This is a genomic window from Treponema denticola (assembly GCF_024181645.1).
Taxonomy (GTDB): Bacteria; Spirochaetota; Spirochaetia; order Treponematales; family Treponemataceae; genus Treponema_B; species Treponema_B denticola_A.
The window spans coordinates 640,042-656,353 of record NZ_CP058624.1 but is presented as its reverse complement, the minus strand read 5'-3'; the positions used below and the strand labels follow the sequence as shown (position 1 = coordinate 656,353).

The following is a 16,312-nucleotide window of genomic DNA, read 5'->3' as shown; positions in this document are numbered from 1 at the left end:
TTAGTAAAAACAAATGCAGACCGATTTTTCTTCATTATCGCTTTTAAGTTCTATGGAAAAAAAGATACTCTTAAAAAGAAGTCAAAAGGATTTTCCTTGGCTTGAGAGCGAGGATTTTTTTGATTTTAATAAGGCCTTGGGAGAGGAAGATTATATTCAAAAATCCCAAGATGATGAAGTCATATCGGGAGGGAACCTTTCGCCGGGGATGATTCTTTCGGCCTATAAACATTCTTTTTTTCCTTGGTTTTCCGAAGAAGACCCGATAATCTGGTTTTCTCCATCTCTGCGGTTTGTAATCGACAAGGCTTCTTTTCATATTCCGTCCCGCTTAAAAAGAGAAATAAAAAAGACGGATTTTAGGATAAGCCTAAATGAAGCCTTTGATCAGGTTATAGAAAACTGTGCCCTAATCAAACGAGAGAGGCAAAAAGGAACTTGGATCACGGATGACATGCTTCAAGCTTACAGGCTTCTTCATAAGCTGGGATTTGCCCACTCTGTAGAAGCATGGAGAGGCGGCGAATTGGCCGGAGGCTTTTACGGCCTTTATATAAACGAGGTCTTTATAGGCGAATCCATGTTCAGCAAGGTAAGCGGAGCTTCCAAAACAGTCTTCTCCCTCTTTGCCCAAGACTTCTTTGAAAACAAAAAGGGCATTTTAATAGATGCCCAAATTCCTTCCGAAAACATAAAACGCTTCGGCGGCTTTAAGATGCTGAGAAGCAGGTATCTCGGAATTTTGAATTCCTGATTTTTATATAACAAGTATACTTGCGAACACTAGACAATTTATAAAAAAGCGGTTAAAATGGTAAATATATAGTAAAAACAGGTTTTGGATTTACTTACCACAAAATTTGGAGGATTAGTTTATGAGGAAAAAGTTTTTTTTGTTTACGGCTGTTTTAATTGCCGTATTTTTATCGGGCTGCGATCAAAATGTGGACACGGCTAAAAAAACCGAAAAGCCGTCCATCGTCCCCCCCCCCGTCTATAGAGGACACAAAATACAAAATTAGTATAACCCAACCCGCAAACGGCAAAATTGAAGTAAGTCCCTCTCTTCCTGCCGACGGAAAGGTTGATAAGGGCAGCGAGCTTACCTTTACGCTTTCCGCAAATACAAACTATAAGGTTAAAGAGCTTATTATAAACGGTATAACATATTCGGATGTTACAGATAATACCATTACGAAAAAGGTAAAAATCGAAAAAAATACGGCAGTTTCCGCTGTAGTGGAAGCGGAAGCAAGCCAACCGGCAGAACAAATAACTATTGGAAATTCGGTTATCTATGTTACTAAAGATGCGGGCGGTAATATAATTAAGGCAAGCGGAAATATAACATTAGATAAATTAAAAGAATTAGCAGAAAAAAGCACTAATAATGTAATAATAAATACAGATGCTCTTACCATAAAATCGTTTAAAACGGAAAATAATGACTTCACCGCTTACAAAATAAGTAAAACTGCATTAAAAAAAGCTGCAAAGGCATTAAGTGTTTTAAATATCGAAAATGCCGACAGCACCAAACAAACTATTACACTTGATGAAAATGCAAACATAAAAACTATCAGCGGCGATATTTCATTAGAAGATATTATGGAATGTACTAATGAAGAAACAACAGAAATAGCAAAATATATTGCTTATAATTTAAAAGAAAAAACAAATCCCGATTTTGATTCAGCAAACTTAAAAATAAATACTTTTTATAAAAAGCTAAATTCCGAAAATATTGAATGGGAATATATATCGACTCCTATTACTCCAAAATTTTTAAAAGAAACTAAACTTAATGCTCTTAATAAAGCAGTTTTGAATTTTAAAGATGGTGATGTAAATGTTCCTGTAGCATTTAAAAGCACTTTAACAGATTATTTTGATGTAAATGAATTTTATAAAGAAGTAACAACAAATGGAAAACTAAATATATTAAAAGATACAAATATAACTGTAAAAAGTGATAAACCAAATAGTATTCAAATTTTATTAAGGGATTTACAAGAAAAAAATCTTAACAGTTCAGGTCATACTTATACTCCATATATTGACAGTGCAGATTTATTAACACTAATTAAAAATGAAAAGTTGAAAGATGCTCTTGTTATCGGTGACATGTATGTAAAAGGTAATGTAAAAAATTTACTGCCACTTCTTATAGGATCAAATAAAATTGAAGAAATTAATAATGGTATAAAATTTTTAAATGTAAAGGAGTTTAAGTGTCCAGGACCAAATGTTACTGAATACAATGGTGGAAAAGATAATACAGAACCTTTACCTGTAGACCAATTATTAGAATTTCGTAAAAGAACTGATATATTAGAAGATGAAGTTTTAAACAAATATACTAGATCAACAAGAATACAAAATTTAGTTTTAAATAATATAGATACTACTACTATGTCACAAGAAAATTTAGAGTTATTAAATTTTGAGGGAGATTCTGTTGGTGGGAATATAACATTTAAAAATAGTAACCTATCAAAAATGCAATACAAAGGAACAACAGGACCAGTAGATTTAACTTTTGATAATACAACTTTACCAACAAGTATGGAAAGTGTTACAGCCAGGGCACTTGTATTAAAAAATGCAACTTTAGCAGAAGAATTAAAGACATTATCTTTAAAAAAAATAATAAAAAGGCTCCCTTTTGTAAGAGAATCATTAAAAATATATAATTTGCAAAATAATTTTCTTGATAAGTGGACTAAAGAAGAAATAGAACAATTTGAAGGAAAAGAATACGGTCCTGAAGAATTCGTTGGTCCAAGAAGTATATGGGATAAATTTTTATATAAAAAAGAAACTGAGTTTGGAACACCTACTATATTCATTGAAGATAATACAACAGGTTCCATAAAAAAACAACAAAGTCAACTTCTCGCTTTATTACAAAATCAAGACATGTCTCACGGTTAGTTGATTTGTGCGATTTTTTGAAAATATGCGGGCAATTACTGCGTTACATTGCCAAAAGCGTACATCCTTGTACACTTCTGGCAGCGAGTTTCGGCACTGCCGAAACATCGCTTCTGATGTAACCGGCGGCATCCATGCCGCTTCTGAAAATCCTCGACGTATCAGAACTACCATGGATGGCAGTGGTTCTGAACAGTAGCGAGATTTGTGTTATGCACAAATCTCGTCGTTGAGCCGTGTACACGGATGTACACGACTCAACAGACTATTTTCAAAAAGCCTACTCAAAACCGCCACGGATGGCGGTGGATCAAATGTTTTCTACTTCTTCTTGGCTGAGACCGGTTGCTTGTATTATCTTTTTTACGGAATCGCCAAGCTGCTTTAATATTTTTGCCGTTTCAAGGGCTTTTTGGTATGAGCCGTCAGCAAAGGCTATTTCCCTCTCTTCTGCTCGTTGCACGGCTATATCGGTTTCATAATCATATTCGGCTACTAGCATATTTATAATTTTTCTATTTCCGCTTGAGTAAGCTCTGTACCCTCAGCAATTTTTGCTATCGGTATACCCATTTTCTTAAAAGCTAAAGCTGTTTTTATTACTCCATCGGAAAAGCCTCGCTTAATACCTTGTTCAATACCCTGTTGTATTCCTTGTTGTATTCCTTGTTGTATTCCAATTCTTAGACTTTCTTCTCTTTGTACTGCGATGTCTGTATCGTAATCATATTCGGCTAGTAACATATTTATAATTTTTCTATTTCCGCTTGAGTAAGCCCTGTACCCTCAGCAATTTTTGCTATCGGTATACCCATTTTCTTAAAAGCTAAAGCTGTTTTTATTACTCCATCGGAAAAGCCTCGCTTAATACCCTGTTCAATACCCTGTTGTATTCCTTGTTGTATTCCAATTCTTAGACTTTCTTCTCTCTGTACTGCAATATCCGTATCGTAATCATATTCGGCTACTAGCATATTAATTACCTCCCGTGATTTTCTCTGTAAGTATTCTTTTAAGATTCCTTTTTCTATACATATCTTTACCGCATTGGTAAAGCCGTTTTCAGGATCAAGTTGCGTTTGATTTCTTACCTCTTCTACAAAGAGGCTGTATTCTTCAAGCGGTTTGCAGCGGCTTAATACTTCTGCACCCTTGTTCTTATTTATGTTATATACTTTTACCTCAAGTTCCAGCGGTACCTGTTCAGGTTTTGTAATAAAGGCGTCAGATAACTTTAGAACTGTAGTTTCAGGGTAGTCTTCTGTACCATTGTAAAAGACGTAAAACTCAGGCGTAGGTATTTTTGACAGCTTTCTTAAATACCTGTCGGTCGGTGCTTGAAGCTTTTCATAGAGCCTTGCTATATATTCTAAAAAGCGTAGAGGCATGTTTTCATTTATGGTGGATTGATGTTCTGCAAGAACTATAATCTTATTGTCTACAAGACAGGAAACATCGTTTATTATGTTCATATACATGACATTATCGAGCCTTATATTTTCTACAGGACAAGACATTTGCAGGTTTGTTCCGTGCAAAGCGTTATATAACGATAAAAAGTTTTCTTTCGCTTTTTCGTCTTCCGAGAAAAGATCAACGAAGACCGAGTCTTTATATTTTCTGTTTGCCGTACTCATAGCTGCTTCCTCACTGGTTGTATTATATGTTGTATTATATCATATATGAGAAGGTTTTTAAAGGGTATTGACAGGGTATTTTTGTTCTATAATGCAAATATTTTCAGAGGTATGATAGACTTAAATATATATTTAGAGGCGAGGCTAAAATTAAAGATTATGCGGCAGCTTTAAAATACCGCGAAATCGGTATCTCGGGATTTTGAATTCCTGATTTTTATATATCAAGTATACTTGCAAGTATACTTGACAGATAAATAAAAAAGCTTTATACTAAGAATGGAGGTATGGAGCAATGCCGCAAATATCTTTATATGTAAAAGAAAGTCATTTTGAAAAAATTGAAAAAGCTGCCAAAAATGCAAACAAATCCATTTCAGGCTGGGTTTTGGAAAAAATTCTTCCTCAAATTGAGCCTTCTTACTCCAAAGAATTTATAAATCTTTTCGGATCGGTAGATGATAAAACCTTTCAAAGACCGGAACAGCCGAAATGGGAAGATGACAGCCCCAGGGAGCCCTAATGTATTATTTGGACACAAATATCTGTATTTATTTTATAAACGGAAAGTATCAATCCCTCAAAAATAAAATTTTATCTATTCCGCCTTCTAAGATAAGGCTTCCTTCAATTGTAAAGGCAGAGCTTTTATTGGGAGCATATAAGAGCAGCAAAAAGAAAGAAAATCTAAAACGGCTTGAAGTGTTTTTTAAAGAATTTGAAGTAGAGCCATTTTCGGATCAAACGGCATACACCTATGCGGATATCCGTTCAAAGCTGGAAAAAAGCAGAACCCTTATCGGGCCTAATGACTTACTTATAGCATCAATAGTTCTATATAATAACGGAACCTTGGTAACGAATAATACAAAAGAATTTAAAAGGATAAAAGCCCTAAAACTCGAAAATTGGGTTGAAGAGTGAGTCCTCAAAGGTTAAAATACTTGTATGCAAATTAAAAAAAGAACGGAAAAGCGTAATTTATTTTTAATTTATTTCGGTACAATAACTTCGCTGATAGGCGATGAAATAGGAAGCGTAGCAATTTCAATCTGGGTTGCCCTTCAAACGGATAATCCTATAAATTTTGCCCTTGTTTATTCTGCAGCTAAATTTTCAAGAATTGTTTTTTCTCTTTTTTCGGGTTCAATCGTAGACAGCTTTAACAAAAAGAAGATTTTATACTTAAGCGACTCGGCTCAATTTGTTTTAAATATTTTTATTCTATTTTTGATTCTTTTAAATTTGGATTTTAAGTTAAAGGTATTTTTGTTTTGTTTTATAAGTGTTGTACAAGGTTTTTGCCTGTCCATCTTTAAACCTTCGAGCAGAGCAATTTTACCCGAAATAATAAATAAAGAAAATTTAAAAAAAGCTAATTCTGTTTTGGAAATGAGTAAGAGCTTAATTTCGATGCTGGCAGTCATCTTTGCGGCGGGGCTTGTGATGCTCTTAGGCTGTGCGGTCTGTGTTTTAATCAATGCCATAACTTTTTTTATATCAGCCCTATCCGAAATTTTTATCCGTTACGATTTTAAAAAGAAAGATGAGCAAAAAAAAGCGGAGTCAAAGTTAAAAAAAATCTTTGACGGATACCGCTATGTTTTAAGCGAAAAAGAACTTTTAAGATTTGCATTATTGGCTTCATGCTTAAATTTTTTTTGTACACCCATTTTTTCGAACATACTGACCTATCAATTTAAGACGGTTTTTATGTTTAATTGGCAGTCGGCTTTTTCTTTTATAAATAAATTTTTAAAAGATGAAAAATCTTTTTTAACTCTTCTTTCAACAATTGTTTTTTTCGGTTTAGGAATAGGGAACATACTGGGCAGCCTTGCTTCTCGAAAAGTTTCCGGTAAAAATATAAAATTTTTTGCTTTGGTTTTGCCGGCCTTTTCTTTTTTGATTTTAGGTTTTTACTTTTGGTTTTTAAAAGAAAACAACTTTTTATTTAATATAATCTTACTCAACAGTATTATCAGCTCATCCGCCCTACTTGCAGGTTTCAGCATGGGAGTTTTTAATGTCTATGTAACAAGCCTTTACCAAAAAAAAGTACAACCCGAATTCTCAGGAAGATTTTTTGCCTTTAATACGGTGCTGATTCAAATATCTTCTCCGATAGGAATGCTTATCGGCAGCAGTATCGCTGCAATAGGCATTTTTTATCCCGTCTTTCTTTTTGCCGGCGGCATTTTATTCTTTAGTTACATAGTCTATTGCCGCTCATTATAAGCAAAGCGCAAATTAAAATGAGCGGCGATATTTTAGACACTTGTTTTAAGCTTTTTTATCTAAGACCTTTTTTTTAAATGTTCTAAATTCAAAAAAGAGAAAAATAATGGCGCAGGTATTTAAAACGGTTAAAATTGTGGGGAGCTTACTAGGCCTCTTTGTTTTCCCGATTTTTTTAGATTTTGCGGAAGAATCGCCGGAAGCGGATTCGGCAGTTCCGCCTTCGTTTGAGCTTTCTTCTTCGCTTGCTTCCCAATAGGCGACATGGCCTGCCCCATCCGAAGCTTCGGCCGACATTACTTTAAGAGAAGGATCAAAGCGGTAAAAGCCCTTATCGTCTACCTCGCCTTCTTGAATTACATCAAAGCCTCCATCGGAATAAAGAATTACCTTTGTTCCGGGGGTAAAGCCTCCGCCATCGTACTCAACCTGAAAAACTCCCGGTTCAATGAGTTCCAAAAACATTGCATGAGAAAAAGCAGCAAAGCTTACAACAAACAAAAACAATAATGTTAAAGTATATTTTTTCATAATTTTACCTTCTATTTAAAAATCAAATTAATACGAAAATTATTCTATAAATTCCGTTTAAACCAATCGGGCCTCGCCTTCATCATAAGCTTGACAGCAAAACCGGTAATTACAGCCTCGACCGCCATAACTACGGAGTGAGAAACAAAGATAGCTATAAATGTTTCTTTTGCAAAACTTCCGCCCGTCATAAGAAGAACCGATAAAACCAAAACTACAAAGATAACAGACAAGGCTCCGATAACCATTCCCTTTAAAAGCACATTATCGCTTTTCCAATTATAAAAAATAATTGCCGATAATATCGAAGAAATAGAAAGCATCAATGTGTTGGCTCCTAGAGTTGTAATCCCGCCGTGCTGGAATAAAAGGGCTTGCAGCAGCAGTGCGGGAAAAAATGCAAGGGGAGCCCTACGCCCGACAATAATTCCTATCAGTCCGCACATGAGCGGATGAACCGAGCTCGGCGGTATCGGAATCATAATCAATGAAATAGCAAAAAAAGTTCCCGCCATAAGACTTATTTTCGGGATATCCTCTTCTTTTGTTCCTTTGACGGCAAAGGCAATTCCTACCGCACTTGCCGCATAACCTACGGCACAAACCGCCGTCGATAATCCTCCATCGGATATATGCATAAATTCCTCCTGAATCAAAGATAAACAGTGAGGCGGAATTTCTGCCGAACTGTTTATCAAAACTCCTTTTATTTATAATAAATTTAGAGCATCTTCAACAGAACGGGGAGCAGGGTTTTTATGACCGAAAAGCCTTGCAAGTTTAGGCATAACAATACCCGCTCTTTGCAGCACTTCCGCATTATTAAAAATGCTCACGGCATCGCCCCCTGCAATCAATTCTCCCTCGTTCATCACATAAACATTATCGGCCCACTCATAACAAAAATCCTGATCATGGGTCGAAAAAATAATCGTCTTTCCTTCTTTGGAAAAATCGTCCAAGATAGTTTTAAAGGCTGCCTTTACCTTGCTGTCAAGGCCCGAAAAAGGCTCATCGCATACGATGATTTCAGGTTCCATGACAAGGACACCGGCTATGGCACATATCTTCTTTTGCCCTAAACTAAGCTGGTAGGGCGAATAATCCTTTAGGTGCTCGATATTCAGTTTTTTTAAGATACGGTCAACGGCAGTTTCTATTTCTACCCTGCCCATACCCAAATTCTTTAGTCCGAAGCCGATGTCTTCGTAGACGCTTGTCAAAAAAAGCTGATGGTCGGGATAATCGAAGAGGAAGCCCGATTTTTTTCTTACGGAATTTAAGGTCTTTTTAGAAACCTCTTCACCCAAAATATTCACCCTTCCCGTTTGAGGCAAAATTGTTCCGTTAAGATGATAAAGGAGGGTCGACTTTCCCGAACCGTTTAGACCGACTACGGCCGTCTTCTTTCCTTTTTCAAAATGAGCATTTATATTCTTGATTGCATTCCTTCCATCAGGATAAGTGTAGGATAAATTTTCTATTAAAACAGCCATGGAATCTCCATAAATCTTTCTATTAGTGTGAGGCCTATAAAAAGCAAAACGAAGAAGACAAGAAGGCCTATGTAAAAGGGCGAGGCAATTTTTTCGGGTTTAAATTTGGTTTCGGAGGTAAAGCCCCGTGCCCTCATCGCATTATAAACCTTGTCGCCGTGATCCGCCGCCTTTAAAAAAAAGCCGCCTATCATTTCGCCGTAGGTTGAAACTTTGGCAAAGGTGCGGGCATTGTCAAAACAGCGGGCACTCATAGCCTTTGCAGTCTTGTCCAAATCCGTTCTTACCATAAAAAAATATCTGAAGGTAAGGGAAATAATTTGATTTAAAAAATTGGGAAGGCCGAGCTTCATAACGCCTTCAACCAAATAAAGGTAAGAATATTTTGAAGAAATAAAGGAAATCGTCATCATCGCACACATTAGCCGCAAAATGAGCTTTGCAGAAAAATATCTTTGTTCTATAGGAACATTGTAAAAGCCCCTGATTACAAAGGGAAGCAGAACCATTATTACAAAAGGCAAAACGCCCAGAACCGATTTGAGGTTTTTAATCCTTTCAGGCGAAAAAATCAAAATCACGGAAATAACAACAAAAACCCAGACTATCAAAACTTCTATGTGCTTAACGCTCGAAAGATAGAACAAAAAAAAGAAAAGAATATATAAAGTTATGTGAGGTGCTTTTTTTAATCTTTCCATGATTTGCGGTCCTCGTAACCGCTTACTTATTTTATAGCACTTTTAGAGGAGAAAGACAAGGGGGCGATGAATCATAGTTTCTCCACCTCTTCCTTACTAAGCCCCGTTCCTTCAGCTATTTTTTCGATAGCAATACCCATTCTTTTAAATGCAGCTGCCGTTTCAAGTTTTGTTTGGTAAGTGCCGTCAGCAAAGCCTTGTTCAATACCTTCTTGTCTGCCTTTTATTTCTCCCTGCACTATTCCCTCTTGATAACCCACATGTTTCCAAGAAGCCTTGTCGTGCTCGTATTTCATACGGTTTTCATAGAGCCATTTTTCTTTTGGACTCATTTCCATTACTTCTATTGTTGCATTGGCTTTTGCCATAATCGGTGATTCTTGTGCCAGCATATTACGTACCTCCTCGTCATCGGTTTCAATAAATTTCAGCCAGTTGTAGAGCTTCTTTTTCTTTTCGTCCAGCTCAATGTTTTCTTGATACTCTTTAACCTTGGCTAAGTTTAAAAAGTGGATTTCAAGCTCATCGGAAAGTCTATCATTTATGTGCTTTTCTACTACATTGTATTCACTATGGATAAGCGAATTTAAATCAAAGCCTTCACCCACTATATTTATTGTAATACATTTGGGCAGTTTTGTATATACTTCACCCGTTTTCAAGTTTTCCGTGTACATTTTAGCCCAATAAAAGATGGTTCTTTGAACAAACTCGCTGTTCCACCTGTTTTGAATTTCGATGTCGATAATCGTGTTGTTCTTTAGACGTAATTTTACGTCTAAGACTCCGGTTTTATCGCTTATCGAATCCTTATGAAACTCCTTATCCAGAAGTTCCAAGCCTACGATTGTTTCAGGCGGAATGTCTAAAATACATTCCAGCAAGTCCTGTAAGACATCTTTGTTTTCTTCAACTCCGAATACTCTTTTAAAAGCGTAGTCGTTGCGGAGGGTGATTTTAAATAGTTTTTTCATAATTAAGCCTCGTTAATAATTTTTTTAAGAAGAAAAATTTTCCCCTTTCATAATTATTGTATGAAAAGTTTCCAATAAATAGTAAAATTTTAAAAAGAATTAAATTTTATTGATTATTTAACCGCAGTGAGCTCAAAAACCGCAAAGAAATTTTTTAAGAGTCTTAATAACACATTGTCCTCTCCCCCTAATAACTTCTGCATCAATTGAAAATTTTCAGACTCTGTGCTATTATTATTCTATGAAAAGTTTAAACTCATTATCAAAGCAGCTTTTAGCAGCTCTAGTTCTTGTTTTGTCGGCATCGGTTTTTATGACCGGTTGTAAAAAAAATGACCAAGCCTTGCAAAATGCAATGGATGATATTGAAAGCATAAGCTACGGAGCCTTGAAGCGGCTTGAGCCTATCAATGTGATTTTTAAAGAAGAAATAAAGCATCCCGAAAACCTTGAAAAGGCCTGCGTTTTAACGCCCAAACCTTCCGGAGAATGGAAGATAATGGGTAAAAATCAAATTACCTTTACCCCTTCATCAGCCTATAGCTTTAAAACCGATCTTAACTTGGAATTGGATGTAGGACTTCTCCTCGAAAACACCGAAAAGAAAAAGGGAATCAGCCTTACATTCAGCATAGCTCATCCTGAGTTTAAACTTATATCGGGGGAACTAATCCCCGACGAAAAAAAAGAAAATATTTTTAGATTTGAAGGTATCGGCGAAACCGATATACCTGAAACTCTTACCTCAATAGAAAAAATGCTTACCGCCGATTTAACGATGGGAAATTCAAAGTCAAACCCTGCTATAAAGGTTAGCCAAGGGGCAAGTTCCAATCAATACAAAATCAGCATAAAAGAAATAAGCAGAAAAAAACAGGTTCAAGAATTGGACCTATCATGGAATTTGGAAGCTCTCGACGGAGAGGGCTCAAGTTCTGCAAGCTTTACCGTAGCTGCCCTATCGGTTTTTCAGGTAACTTCTTTTTCTCAAGAAACGGGAAGCGAAATACAGGTAAACTTTTCGGATATGCTGGACTCTTCACAAGATTTAAGGGGCTTTATAAGGCTGGAATCGTCTCCCGAAATGCCTTTTAGATACAGCATTGACGGATATAAGCTTAAAATCTTTTCTCAAAACGGGCTTTTCCCCGATAATACACGCTTATCGGTTCTGCCCGGCATAAAAAATTCAAGAGGAAAAAAACTTGAAACCCAAGCCGATTTTTCCATAACGGTTGCTTGGGAAAAACCCTCAATACGCTTTACAAAGGCCGGAAACCTGATTCCTGCAAAGGAAATGTCCGTCCTTGTTTCTACAAAAAATATCAGCGGCCTTATGCTCGAAGCCTTTCAGATTTACGATAAGAACATGACACAATTTCTCCAGATAAATACTATAGACGGAAGCTATGAGCTAAACCGCGTAGGAGAACCCGTCTGGCGGCAGAGCTTTGACCTTGAATGGAACAGCTCGATGAAAAATAAAACGGTTCAACATTCCCTCGACCTCAGCAAGCTGATAAAAAAATTTCCCGGCGGTATGTTCGAGCTTCGTGCAAGTTTTACAAAAAAGCACAGCATGTATGAATCGCCTTCCAAATCCAACGAGTTTTCACACCTTCCTTTCCCCAAGGATATAAGCGAAATAGAAAACTTTAAAAACATCGAAACCGATTATTGGAATAATTCCGATATAGAAGACGAAGACCGTTATAAATTTTGGTCGAACAGAGAAAACCCGAATCATCCGGCCTTTTATCTTCCGTCATACAGCAATTACTGTATGGCAATAAAAAGAATTTTGGTTTCAAACATAGGCTTATCGGCAAAAAAAGACAGGGAAGGAAAACTTTACATCAGTGCTGCCGACCTATTGACGGCCGAACCTATGAGCGGTGTAAATATAAGTTTATTTAACTTTGCTCAAAAAGAATTTGAATCGGGCAAAACCGACGGCGACGGGCTTTTAATGCTCAAAAATGAAAACGATGCTTTCCTTATAAGAGCCGAAAAAAGCGGAGATGTAAACTGGCTTCCCCTTAATTCCGAAGTGCTTTCTACAAGTCATTTTCAAGTAGAAGGAGAGTCTTCAAAAAAAGGAGTTAAAGGTTATATTTACGGGGAACGCGGAGTTTGGCGCCCCGGAGACGATATTCATCTTGTATTTATCTTACAGGATTTGGAAAAAAATCTCCCTAAAGATTACCCTGTTAAATTCTATCTTGAAGACCCATTAGGCAAAAAAACGGATACTAAGGTTTTTACTTCTTCGGTGGACGGTTTTTATAGGATAGATACTAAAACCAATGCTCAAGACAAGACAGGTACTTGGTATGCAAGAGTTACAGCCGGAGGAAAAACTTGGTCTAAGAGTATAAAGGTTGAGTCCATTGTACCCAACCGTCTTTTTGTAAACCTTGATCCCAAAGCAAAATATTTTTCCGAAGGCTACAATCCTGTGGTACTTGGAGGCGAGTGGCTCCATGGGGCAAAGGCTTCCGGCTTAGAGGCCGAAATCTCAGTACGCTATGTTTTAAACCGGACACCTTTTGAAAATTATAAAAACTACAATTTTATAAATCCTGAACTTAGAGTACAACAAGACTCAAACACAATTTGGGAAGGAGCCCTAAATGATTCGGGAAAAGCCGATATAAATCTTTATCTTTCATCCGAAGCAAAAGCCCCCGGAAAACTAAAGGCGATTTTTGAAACAAGAATATACGAGCCTTCAGGAGCCTTTTCTACGGAAAACAAGGTCTTTGATTATTCACCCTATTCACGCTATGTCGGAATGCAGATTCCTAAAAGCGATGATGAGTATAGGGATATGCTTTACACCAATAAGGACCAAACCCTAAATTTTGCGGTTTTGGATCCTGAGGGAAATCCCGTAAAAGAAGGCGTAAACTTAAGCGTAGACCTTTATAAGCTGGAATGGTATTGGTGGTGGGAAGCGGATGAAGAAAGTGCCAACTATACAAATTCAAGATACACTCAACATATAAAAAACTGGAATATTTCGGCAAAGGGCGGAAAGGCCGAGCTTAAGATGAAGGTTACAGATGGAGATTGGGGCAGGTATTTGATTACAGTTTCAGATCCGAACGGAGGGCACAGCTCGGCCCAGGTAGTATACTTTGACTGGGAAGGATGGGCCAGCCGAAAAACAAGCGATGAGTCAAGCGATTCAATCATCATGCTCACAACCGATAAAGCAAAATACTATGCCGATGATACCGCCGAAATTACCTTCCCCGGATATGAGGGTGCAAAAGCCCTAATCACACTCGAAAAAAACGGCAGGGTTCTAAAACAAGAATGGATAAAATCCAAGGGAAAAATTTTCTCGTACAAATTAAAACTTGATCCTTCGATGGCTCCGAACATCTACGCCCACGTAAGTTTAATACAGGAGCACAGCCAGACAAAAAACAGTCTGCCCATAAGAATGTACGGAATAACCCCTGTAATGATTGAAAACAAATTATCAAGACTAAGTCCCGTGATACAAGCGGAACCGAGCTATGAACCTAACAGCAAGGTTTCGTTTACGGTAAGCGAAGAAAAAGGAAGACCTATGACCTTTACGGTTGCCGTTGTAGACGAAGGACTTTTAGGTCTTACGGCCTTCCATACAGGCAATCCTTGGGACAGCTTTTATAAAAAAGAGTCCTCGCAAATTACCTCTTGGGATGTTTATAAATATGTAATCGGAGCCTACAGCGGCAATATAGAATCGATTCTCTCGGTCGGAGGAGGAGGCTTTATAGATAACAAGACCTCAAAGAATGCGGAACGCTTTAAACCGGTTGTTTACTTTTTCGGCCCCTTTGAAATCAAAGCAAAGGAAAAGAAAACAATCGAATTCGATCTTCCTCAGTACATCGGAGCCTTGCGCATTATGGCAGTTGCAGGAAAGGACGGAGCCTACGGTATAAAAGAAGAAACTGTAAAGGTAAAAAGCGATCTTATCGTAATGCCTACCCTTCCCCGCACCATGGGCATAGGAGAAACAATCGAGGTTCCGGTAACAGTCTTTAACGGAACTTCTTCCGAAAAAAAAGCAAAGGTGGTTTTAAAAAGCGAGGGAGCTATAAATATAAGCGAAACAAAAGAGGTAAGTATCCCCGCAAATTCCGACTCTTCCGTTTTCTTTAAGGTAAAAACGGATAAGGGCGGCATCGCAAAATTCACGGCGGAAGCCTCGGCCTCAGGCATTTCAAAAACGGCAAAGGCCTTTACCGAAATCGATGTGCTTTCCAGAGGAATACCCTACTCTACAGTCGAGCTTATAAATATTGAAGCAGGAAAAACATTTGCTAAAACCGTTCCGCTAAAAGGCGAAAACGGAACAAAGAGTTTAAGCGTAGAAATTTCTCAAATGCCGGCTCTAGGACTTGAAAACCGCCTGGCCTATCTTTTAGGTTATCCTTACGGCTGTATCGAACAGATAACATCCAAGGCCTTCCCTCAATTATACCTAAACACGATAACGGCCTTAGACCAAACGGAAATCGACAAGGCAAAGAGCAATGTAAACTCGGTTCTAAACCGCTATATAAACTATCAGCTTAGGTCGGGCGGATTCAGCTATTGGCCGGGCGGCGGATATGAAACTGCGTGGGCGACAAACTATGCAGGACACTTTATGGTAGAAGCAAAAAAGGCTGGCTATGAAGTAAATGACAGCATCTATCAAAGCTGGCTTTCCCACCAAATCGACATGGCAAAAAATTGGGCAGGCACATATTCGGACAGCATGGAAACTCAGGCCTACCGCCTATACACCCTTGCCCTTGCAGGCAAACCCGAAATAGGAGCAATGAACCGTCTAAAAAATATGGAGCAAAACCTCAACTCCGTATCAAAGGCCTTCCTCGCAAATGCTTACAGTCTTGCAGGCCACAGCAGTACGGCCAAGGCAATGCTCGAAAAGCTGTATGAGCCGACCACAGTTTATAGGAGCACGGGCGGAAACTATTCGTCAAATATCAGGGACTTGGCTTTAATCTTAAATGCTTACACCACGGTCGGAGAAACCGCAAGGACTACAAACCTTATTTCAAAGCTTGCTAAAATTTCTTCAAGCAATGATTGGCTTTCGACACAGGAAACGGCTTGGATTCTTTTAGCCCTGGCACCCCACTACGCCTTCGACAAAAATAAGAGTGCAAACTATGAGATTGTAACCGAAGGAAATGTAATCAAGGACAAATTGAATAATACATCTAAACTCCATAATATTCCTGTAAATACCGAAACGGCAAAAAAGATGGAAATTAAGAATACGGGAAATACACCTATCTTCGCTGCAATAAACACGGCAGGAAAACTTAACCCGGGAAGCGAAACCCGTATCGAAGAAAACTTAAAGCTTTCGGTTGTATATCAAAACGAGGATGATCAAGAAGTTTCGCCTGAGACCTTAAAAAAAGGACAGAGGTTTAAGATGAGGGTAAGGGTTGACAATAAGACACAAGGAGCCCTTGAAAACCTTACCCTTTCAATCCCCATTCCGACAGGCTGGGAAATTACAAACACAAGACTCGGAGGCGATGATGATACGGATTCGGAAGACGAGCGCAACACAAGGCAATTATATGACTTTCAAGATTTAAAGGACACTCATATTTACACTCACTTTGCCTTGGACGGCTACGGCACAAAAGACTTTGAGTTTACGGGAACCGTAACATACGGAGGAGAATACTATATACCGGCAATCTTTGTCGAGGCTATGTACGATTATGCTTACAGAGCCGTCATCCCCGGCACAAGGGTAAAGGCGTTTGATTAGT

13 protein-coding genes and 1 pseudogene are annotated in these 16,312 nt (G+C 37.9%); 6 read left to right on the top strand and 8 right to left on the bottom strand.

The features are described 5' to 3' along the window. Positions 1-13 precede the first annotated feature (13 nt). Both aat and HO345_RS03050 read left to right on the top strand, forming a co-directional pair. On the top strand, positions 14-754 hold the full coding sequence (aat, locus tag HO345_RS03055; protein WP_253683764.1) for a leucyl/phenylalanyl-tRNA--protein transferase: 741 nt from the start codon (positions 14-16) through the stop codon (positions 752-754). A gap of 188 nt (positions 755-942) precedes the next feature. Further along, positions 943-2,934, top strand: coding sequence for a hypothetical protein (locus tag HO345_RS03050; RefSeq protein ID WP_253683763.1), 1,992 nt, complete (start codon positions 943-945; stop codon positions 2,932-2,934). A gap of 310 nt (positions 2,935-3,244) precedes the next feature. Here the strand turns inward: HO345_RS03050 and HO345_RS03045 are convergent. From HO345_RS03045 to HO345_RS03035, 3 genes and pseudogenes are all read right to left on the bottom strand, one after another. Continuing rightward, positions 3,245-3,454 (bottom strand): annotated as a pseudogene (locus HO345_RS03045) (hypothetical protein); the annotation flags it as partial. Further along, positions 3,439-3,678: a hypothetical protein gene (locus HO345_RS03040; protein WP_253683762.1), complete on the bottom strand. Its 240-nt coding sequence runs from the start codon at positions 3,676-3,678 to the stop codon at positions 3,439-3,441. The gene HO345_RS03040 and the pseudogene HO345_RS03045, both read right to left, overlap by 16 nt. A gap of 2 nt (positions 3,679-3,680) precedes the next feature. Beyond that, positions 3,681-4,571, bottom strand: a complete 891-nt coding sequence (locus tag HO345_RS03035) for an Rpn family recombination-promoting nuclease/putative transposase (RefSeq protein WP_253683761.1) — start codon at positions 4,569-4,571, stop codon at positions 3,681-3,683. Positions 4,572-4,866: 295 nt separating this feature from the next. Here HO345_RS03035 and HO345_RS03030 point away from each other — a divergent pair, with 295 nt between their 5' ends. Genes HO345_RS03030 through HO345_RS03020 form a run of 3 tightly spaced genes read left to right on the top strand, consistent with a single transcriptional unit; the run spans position 4,867 to position 6,809 of the window. Continuing rightward, entirely contained in the window at positions 4,867-5,094 is a 228-nt protein-coding gene (locus HO345_RS03030) for a hypothetical protein (protein ID WP_010695666.1), read from the top strand. Then, positions 5,094-5,495: a type II toxin-antitoxin system tRNA(fMet)-specific endonuclease VapC gene (gene vapC / locus HO345_RS03025; protein WP_253683760.1), complete on the top strand. Its 402-nt coding sequence runs from the start codon at positions 5,094-5,096 to the stop codon at positions 5,493-5,495. The genes HO345_RS03030 and vapC overlap by 1 nt, the downstream gene beginning before the upstream one ends. A 24-nt stretch (positions 5,496-5,519) precedes the next feature. Continuing rightward, positions 5,520-6,809, top strand: a complete 1,290-nt coding sequence (locus HO345_RS03020) for an MFS transporter (RefSeq protein WP_253683759.1) — start codon at positions 5,520-5,522, stop codon at positions 6,807-6,809. 45 nt (positions 6,810-6,854) lie between these two features. On the opposite strand, the gene HO345_RS03015 is transcribed toward HO345_RS03020, so the two are convergent. From HO345_RS03015 to HO345_RS02995, 5 genes are all read right to left on the bottom strand, one after another. Then, positions 6,855-7,340, bottom strand: a complete 486-nt coding sequence (locus HO345_RS03015; protein WP_253683758.1) for a hypothetical protein — start codon at positions 7,338-7,340, stop codon at positions 6,855-6,857. A gap of 44 nt (positions 7,341-7,384) precedes the next feature. Beyond that, complete coding sequence (locus HO345_RS03010; RefSeq protein WP_002690884.1) at positions 7,385-7,978, bottom strand: CbiM family transporter; 594 nt, start codon at positions 7,976-7,978, stop codon at positions 7,385-7,387. A 72-nt stretch (positions 7,979-8,050) separates the two neighbouring features. Continuing rightward, entirely contained in the window at positions 8,051-8,836 is a 786-nt protein-coding gene (locus HO345_RS03005) for an energy-coupling factor ABC transporter ATP-binding protein (RefSeq protein ID WP_253683757.1), read from the bottom strand. Then, the gene (locus HO345_RS03000; RefSeq protein ID WP_253683756.1) at positions 8,824-9,537 is read right to left on the bottom strand and encodes an energy-coupling factor transporter transmembrane component T family protein; all 714 of its coding nucleotides are present in this window, start codon (positions 9,535-9,537) and stop codon (positions 8,824-8,826) included. Before HO345_RS03000 ends, HO345_RS03005 begins: the two co-directional genes overlap by 13 nt. Positions 9,538-9,608: 71 nt before the next feature. Further along, positions 9,609-10,511 carry an Rpn family recombination-promoting nuclease/putative transposase gene (locus HO345_RS02995; protein WP_253683755.1) on the bottom strand — a complete coding sequence of 301 codons (903 nt, stop codon included), beginning with the start codon at positions 10,509-10,511 and terminating at the stop codon, positions 9,609-9,611. A 241-nt stretch (positions 10,512-10,752) separates the two neighbouring features. Between HO345_RS02995 and HO345_RS02990 the strand changes: the two genes are divergently transcribed. Continuing rightward, positions 10,753-16,311, top strand: coding sequence for an alpha-2-macroglobulin family protein (locus HO345_RS02990; RefSeq protein ID WP_253683754.1), 5,559 nt, complete (start codon positions 10,753-10,755; stop codon positions 16,309-16,311). The last annotated feature ends 1 nt before the right edge of the window (position 16,312 follow it).

Bases quoted from the DNA above. Each gene is read 5' to 3' on its own strand.
- aat (WP_253683764.1), top strand. From the start codon at position 14: ATGCAGACCGATTTTTCTTCATTATCGCTTTTAAGTTCTATGGAAAAA.
- HO345_RS03050 (WP_253683763.1), top strand. From the start codon at position 943: ATGTGGACACGGCTAAAAAAACCGAAAAGCCGTCCATCGTCCCCCCCC.
- HO345_RS03040 (WP_253683762.1), bottom strand. From the start codon at position 3,678: ATGTTACTAGCCGAATATGATTACGATACAGACATCGCAGTACAAAGA.
- HO345_RS03035 (WP_253683761.1), bottom strand. From the start codon at position 4,571: ATGAGTACGGCAAACAGAAAATATAAAGACTCGGTCTTCGTTGATCTT.
- HO345_RS03030 (WP_010695666.1), top strand. From the start codon at position 4,867: ATGCCGCAAATATCTTTATATGTAAAAGAAAGTCATTTTGAAAAAATT.
- vapC (WP_253683760.1), top strand. From the start codon at position 5,094: ATGTATTATTTGGACACAAATATCTGTATTTATTTTATAAACGGAAAG.
- HO345_RS03020 (WP_253683759.1), top strand. From the start codon at position 5,520: ATGCAAATTAAAAAAAGAACGGAAAAGCGTAATTTATTTTTAATTTAT.
- HO345_RS03015 (WP_253683758.1), bottom strand. From the start codon at position 7,340: ATGAAAAAATATACTTTAACATTATTGTTTTTGTTTGTTGTAAGCTTT.
- HO345_RS03010 (WP_002690884.1), bottom strand. From the start codon at position 7,978: ATGCATATATCCGATGGAGGATTATCGACGGCGGTTTGTGCCGTAGGT.
- HO345_RS03005 (WP_253683757.1), bottom strand. From the start codon at position 8,836: ATGGCTGTTTTAATAGAAAATTTATCCTACACTTATCCTGATGGAAGG.
- HO345_RS03000 (WP_253683756.1), bottom strand. From the start codon at position 9,537: ATGGAAAGATTAAAAAAAGCACCTCACATAACTTTATATATTCTTTTC.
- HO345_RS02995 (WP_253683755.1), bottom strand. From the start codon at position 10,511: ATGAAAAAACTATTTAAAATCACCCTCCGCAACGACTACGCTTTTAAA.
- HO345_RS02990 (WP_253683754.1), top strand. From the start codon at position 10,753: ATGAAAAGTTTAAACTCATTATCAAAGCAGCTTTTAGCAGCTCTAGTT.